Origin of the sequence: Phenylobacterium sp., from assembly GCF_036821595.1 — a bacterium.
In the GTDB taxonomy this organism is placed as follows: domain Bacteria; phylum Pseudomonadota; class Alphaproteobacteria; order Caulobacterales; family Caulobacteraceae; genus Phenylobacterium.
This window is the reverse complement of the sequence record NZ_DAISJG010000130.1, coordinates 1-4,220: the sequence shown is the minus strand read 5'-3', so window position 1 is coordinate 4,220 and position 4,220 is coordinate 1. Positions and strand designations below refer to the sequence as shown.

Genomic DNA, 4,220 nt, shown 5'->3' with positions numbered 1-4,220 from the left:
ATGTGCGAGATCCCCAACAACGTCATCCAGATCGACGCCTTCGCCAAGCTGTTCGACGGCTTCTCCATCGGCTCCAACGACCTCACCCAACTGGTGCTGGGCGTCGACAGGGACTCCGAGACCGTGGCCTTCGACTTCGACGAGCGCGACCCGGGCGTGCTGGAGATGCTGCGCCAGGCGGTGGCGGGCGCGCACCGCAACGGCCGCCATGTGGGCATCTGCGGCGAGGCGCCGGCCACCTATCCGGAGGTCGCCGCCTTCCTCACCGGGCTGGGCATCGATTCCATCAGCGTCAATCCGCAGAGCCTGCCGCGCACACTGGCGGTGGTTCGCGAGGCGGAGGCCCGGCCCGCAGCGGCGTGAGGGCGGTGGAACCGGCGGCGCGATGAGGCGATGTTGGAGGACCCATTCCTGGTGTCCCTGAGGTCCGCATGCCGGTGAAGCTCGGAATTGTCGGCGTCGGCAAGATCGCCCGCGACCAGCACCTGCCGGTGATCGCCGCCAGCGGCGACTTCGAGCTCGTCGCCGCCGCGAGCCGTCACGCCCAGGTGGAGGGGGTTCGCAACTTCACCTCGCTGGCGGCGATGCTGGAGGCCGTGCCGGAGCTGGAGGCGGTCTCGCTCTGCACGCCGCCGGTGGGCCGGGCGGACGACGCGCGCCGCGCGATCCGGCGCGGCGTCCATGTGCTCCTGGAGAAGCCGTCCACGGCGACGCTCAGCGAGGCCCATGAGCTGGTCGCCGCGGCGGAGGCGGCGCAGGTCACCCTCTATGCGAGCTGGCATTCGCGCTTCGCCCCCGCCGTCCCGGCGGCGCGGGCGTGGCTGCGCGACCGGACGGTGCGGTCCGCCCACATCCGCTGGATGGAGGACGTGCGGGTCTGGCATCCGGGCCAGGACTGGATCTTCGCGCCCGGCGGCCTGGGGGTCTTCGATCCGGGCATCAACGCGCTGTCCATCGTCACCCACATCCTGCCGCAGCCCTTCGCCCTGCGGTCCGCCCGGCTGGCGTTCCCGGCCAACCGCCAGGCGCCGATCGCCGCGGAGCTCCGGTTCGAGGACGTGCAGGGGGCGCCGGTCACCGCCGAACTCGACTTCCTGCACACCGGCGAACAGCGCTGGGACATCGAGGTGGAGACGGACGGCGGGCGGCTGACGCTGTCGAAGGGCGGCTCCGAGATGGCGATCGACGGCGCGTCGCAGCCCGCCGCGCCCGGGGCGGGGCGGCCGCACGCGGAGTACGAGCCGCTCTACGCCCACTTTGCGGCCCTGATCGCCGCCCGGCGCAGCGACGTGGACCTCACGCCGCTCCGGCACGTGGCCGACGCCTTCATGCTGGGCGAGCGGGTCGAGGCGCCGGCCTTCGACTTCTAGGATCCTCCGTACCAATACCTAAGGACACGACCCGAATGGCTGCGCCCGGCCGCCGCCTTTAAGCCTTGCTGCAACAACAGGAGGCCCCGATGCTCGGCGCTCAACAGATGGCTCACACCTCGCCCGCCCTGGTGGTGAAGGGCGACCTCGGCAGGGCGCCCCACGACCGCTACCTGCTCGTCTCCGCGGCGGGCCAGACGGAATGGGTGGACGACCCCCAGGCGGCGACCGCCTTCCCGTCCATGCGCGAGGCGATGCGCATGGCCATGCGGCTGCCGGCCGGCCTGCGCGCCTTCGGCCTGCCGCGCGAGCCCGAGCTCGCCTTGCACCGCGGGCACTGATCGGGCAAGCCGGCCGTCATGGCCGACGAGGTCCTACGATCCGGCTCCGGGGCCGTAGCGCCCGACCCGCCGCAGGCTGCGGCCCACTGGGGGCCGGCGGCTCCGCGCAGCGCCCGGCCGCTGGCGCTGAACACCTTCCGCGAGAACGTGATCCTGTTGCCGCGAGGCGACCCCGTGCTGCGGCCCGAACGGCTCGCCGGCCTCCGCAAGGTCGAGGTCCGCGCCAATGGCGCGACGCTGCTGGCCACCGTCATGATCTGCGACGACCCCGCGCTGGTGGGGCCGGGCGAGGTGGGCCTGCCGGAGCCGACCTTCCGCCGCCTCGGCGCCCAGGCGGGCGACCCCGTCGAGGTGGCCCCCGCGCGGCCGCCGCGCACCCTGGAGGCCGTGAAGGCCAAGATCGCCGGCGAGACCCTGTCGGCGGACGACTATGCCGCCATATCCCGCGACCTCGCCGGCCACCGCTGGTCCGACATGGAGATCGCGGCCTTCCTGGTGGCCTGCGCCGCCTTCATGACGCCGGAGGAGGTTCAGGGCCTGACCGCCGGCATGATCGCCGCCGGACGCCGGCTCGAGTGGAACCGGCCGATGGTGGTGGACAAGCACTGCATCGGCGGCATTCCCGGCAACCGCACCACCCTGCTCGTCACCCCGATCGTGGCCGCCCACGGCCTCCTGATGCCGAAGACCTCGTCGCGCGCCATCACCTCGCCGGCCGGCACGGCGGACACCATGGAGGTGCTGGCACGGGTGGACCTCTCCGAGGCCGAGATGCGGGAGGTGGTGGAAACCTGCGGCGGGTGCATCGTCTGGGGCGGTCGGGTGAACCTGTCGCCGGCCGACGACGTGCTGATCTCGGTGGAGCGGCCGTTGTCCATCGACACGCCCGAGCAGATGGTGGCGTCCATCCTGTCGAAGAAGGTGGCAGCGGGATCCACGCACCTGGTGCTCGACCTGCCGGTGGGCCCCACCGCAAAGCTCCGTGACCGCCGCTCGGCCCAGCGGCTGAAGAAGCTGTTCGAACACGTGGCCGACGGGCTCGGACTGGCGCTGGAGGTGGTGCTGACCGACGCCATCGAGCCGATCGGCCGCGGCGTCGGGCCGATCCTCGAGGCGCGCGACGTCCTGGCCGTCCTGCAGCGCAGGCCGGATGCGCCCAAGGACCTCGAGGAGAAGTCCGTTCGGCTGGCCGGACGGGTGCTGGAGTTCGATCCGGAGCTGCGTGGCGGCGGCGGGGAACGCCGCGCCCGCGAGCTCCTGGAGAGCGGGGCCGCGGCCGCCAAGATGGACCAGATCTGCGAGGCGCAGGGGGCCTCGCCGCTGTCGGCGACGCTGGGGGGACTGACGCACGAGGTCTGCGCGCCGTCGGCGGGGCATGTCGCCGCCGTCGACTGCCTGCGGATCGCTTCGGTGGCCCGGCTGGCCGGCGCGCCCACTGACCCCGGTGCGGGGGTGGAGATGCTGCGCAAGACTGGCGATCCGGTGGCCGCGGGCGAGCCGCTCTACCGCGTCTACGGCTCGGGCCGCTTCGACTTCGGCTTCGCCGTGGAGGCCACGCAGGAGGACACGGGCGTCCGGATAGCCTAGCAGCCGGGCTCGCCCCTGAGCGGGTTTGACGAACCTCAAAGCGTCACCGTGGGCGCCGTGCTGATCTTCTTCCATCACCCCCAGTGGCGTGGAGGAAGCGATGACCGAACCGGCCGACACCAAGGAAAAGACAACCGTCCCGCACCGCAGCGCGGCGAGCGCGCTTGCGCCCCTGCAGCGCGAGTTCACCCGTTTCATGGGCGAACTGGGCGAGGGCTGGAACGCCATCGCCGAGTTCCGCCCCGTCCCGCGCATGGATGTGGTCGACACCGACGCCGGCGTGAACATCTCCGTAGAGCTGCCAGGCCTGACCCGCGACCAGGTGAAGATCACCGCGGAGGACGACCTCCTGACCATCAGCGGCCAGAAGACCTCCGAGCACGAGGAGAAGGATAAGGGCTACCGGCTCATCGAGCGCAGCTACGGGGCCTTCTCCCGCTCCGTGTACCTGCCGCGCAGCCTCGACGCCGAGAAGATCACCGCGACCATGGCCGACGGCGTGCTGAAGATCTTCGTGCCCAAGCGTCCCGGCGCCGAGACCAAGACCATCGAGATCCAGTCCAAATAGCTTCCCCCCCGGAGACGCGGACTGGTCTGAGCGCCCCGAGGTCATCGGGGCGCTCTTTCTTTTTGGGGCTCAGGACGCGGGCTGAGGCGCCAGGTCCAGGCGCTTGATCACCTTCACCCGGGCTACGTCCTCGCCGGCCCGGCGGCCGAAGCCGAGGTTTTCGGCCAGCTCCAGCATGCGGTCGTTGTGCCGGGCCACGTCGCCCCAGACCTCGCGGATGCCGCGGGCCCGCGCATGATCGAGGATGGCGCGGAGCAGCAGGCCCCCGAGGCCCCGGTGCTGGCTGTCGCTGCGGACCATCAGGGCGAACTCGGCGGTCTCGCCCTCCGGATCGCCGACGATGCGGCTGACGCC

General features: G+C 71.9%; 6 protein-coding genes. 5 read left to right on the top strand and 1 reads right to left on the bottom strand.

Annotation, left to right across the window (positions count from 1 at the left end; genetic code table 11):
* From V7Z97_RS19585 to V7Z97_RS19565, 5 genes are all read left to right on the top strand, one after another.
* Nucleotides 1-363, top strand: a 363-nt coding sequence (locus tag V7Z97_RS19585; RefSeq protein ID WP_334165179.1) for a putative PEP-binding protein, incomplete at its 5' end; no start/stop codon positions are given.
* 68 nt (nt 364-431) lie between these two features.
* Complete coding sequence (locus tag V7Z97_RS19580; protein ID WP_334165178.1) at nt 432-1,370, top strand: Gfo/Idh/MocA family protein; 939 nt, start codon at nt 432-434, stop codon at nt 1,368-1,370.
* An 89-nt stretch (nt 1,371-1,459) separates the two neighbouring features.
* On the top strand, nt 1,460-1,711 hold the full coding sequence (locus V7Z97_RS19575) for a hypothetical protein (protein WP_334165177.1): 252 nt from the start codon (nt 1,460-1,462) through the stop codon (nt 1,709-1,711).
* Between the two features lie 18 nt (nt 1,712-1,729).
* Nucleotides 1,730-3,298, top strand: coding sequence for a thymidine phosphorylase family protein (locus V7Z97_RS19570; protein ID WP_334165176.1), 1,569 nt, complete (start codon nt 1,730-1,732; stop codon nt 3,296-3,298).
* A gap of 100 nt (nt 3,299-3,398) precedes the next feature.
* Nucleotides 3,399-3,866 (top strand): Hsp20/alpha crystallin family protein, encoded by a 468-nt coding sequence (locus V7Z97_RS19565; RefSeq protein ID WP_334165175.1) that lies wholly within the window; start codon nt 3,399-3,401, stop codon nt 3,864-3,866.
* A 69-nt stretch (nt 3,867-3,935) separates the two neighbouring features.
* On the opposite strand, the gene V7Z97_RS19560 is transcribed toward V7Z97_RS19565, so the two are convergent.
* Nucleotides 3,936-4,220, bottom strand: a 285-nt coding sequence (locus V7Z97_RS19560) for a GNAT family N-acetyltransferase (protein WP_334165174.1), incomplete at its 5' end; no start/stop codon positions are given.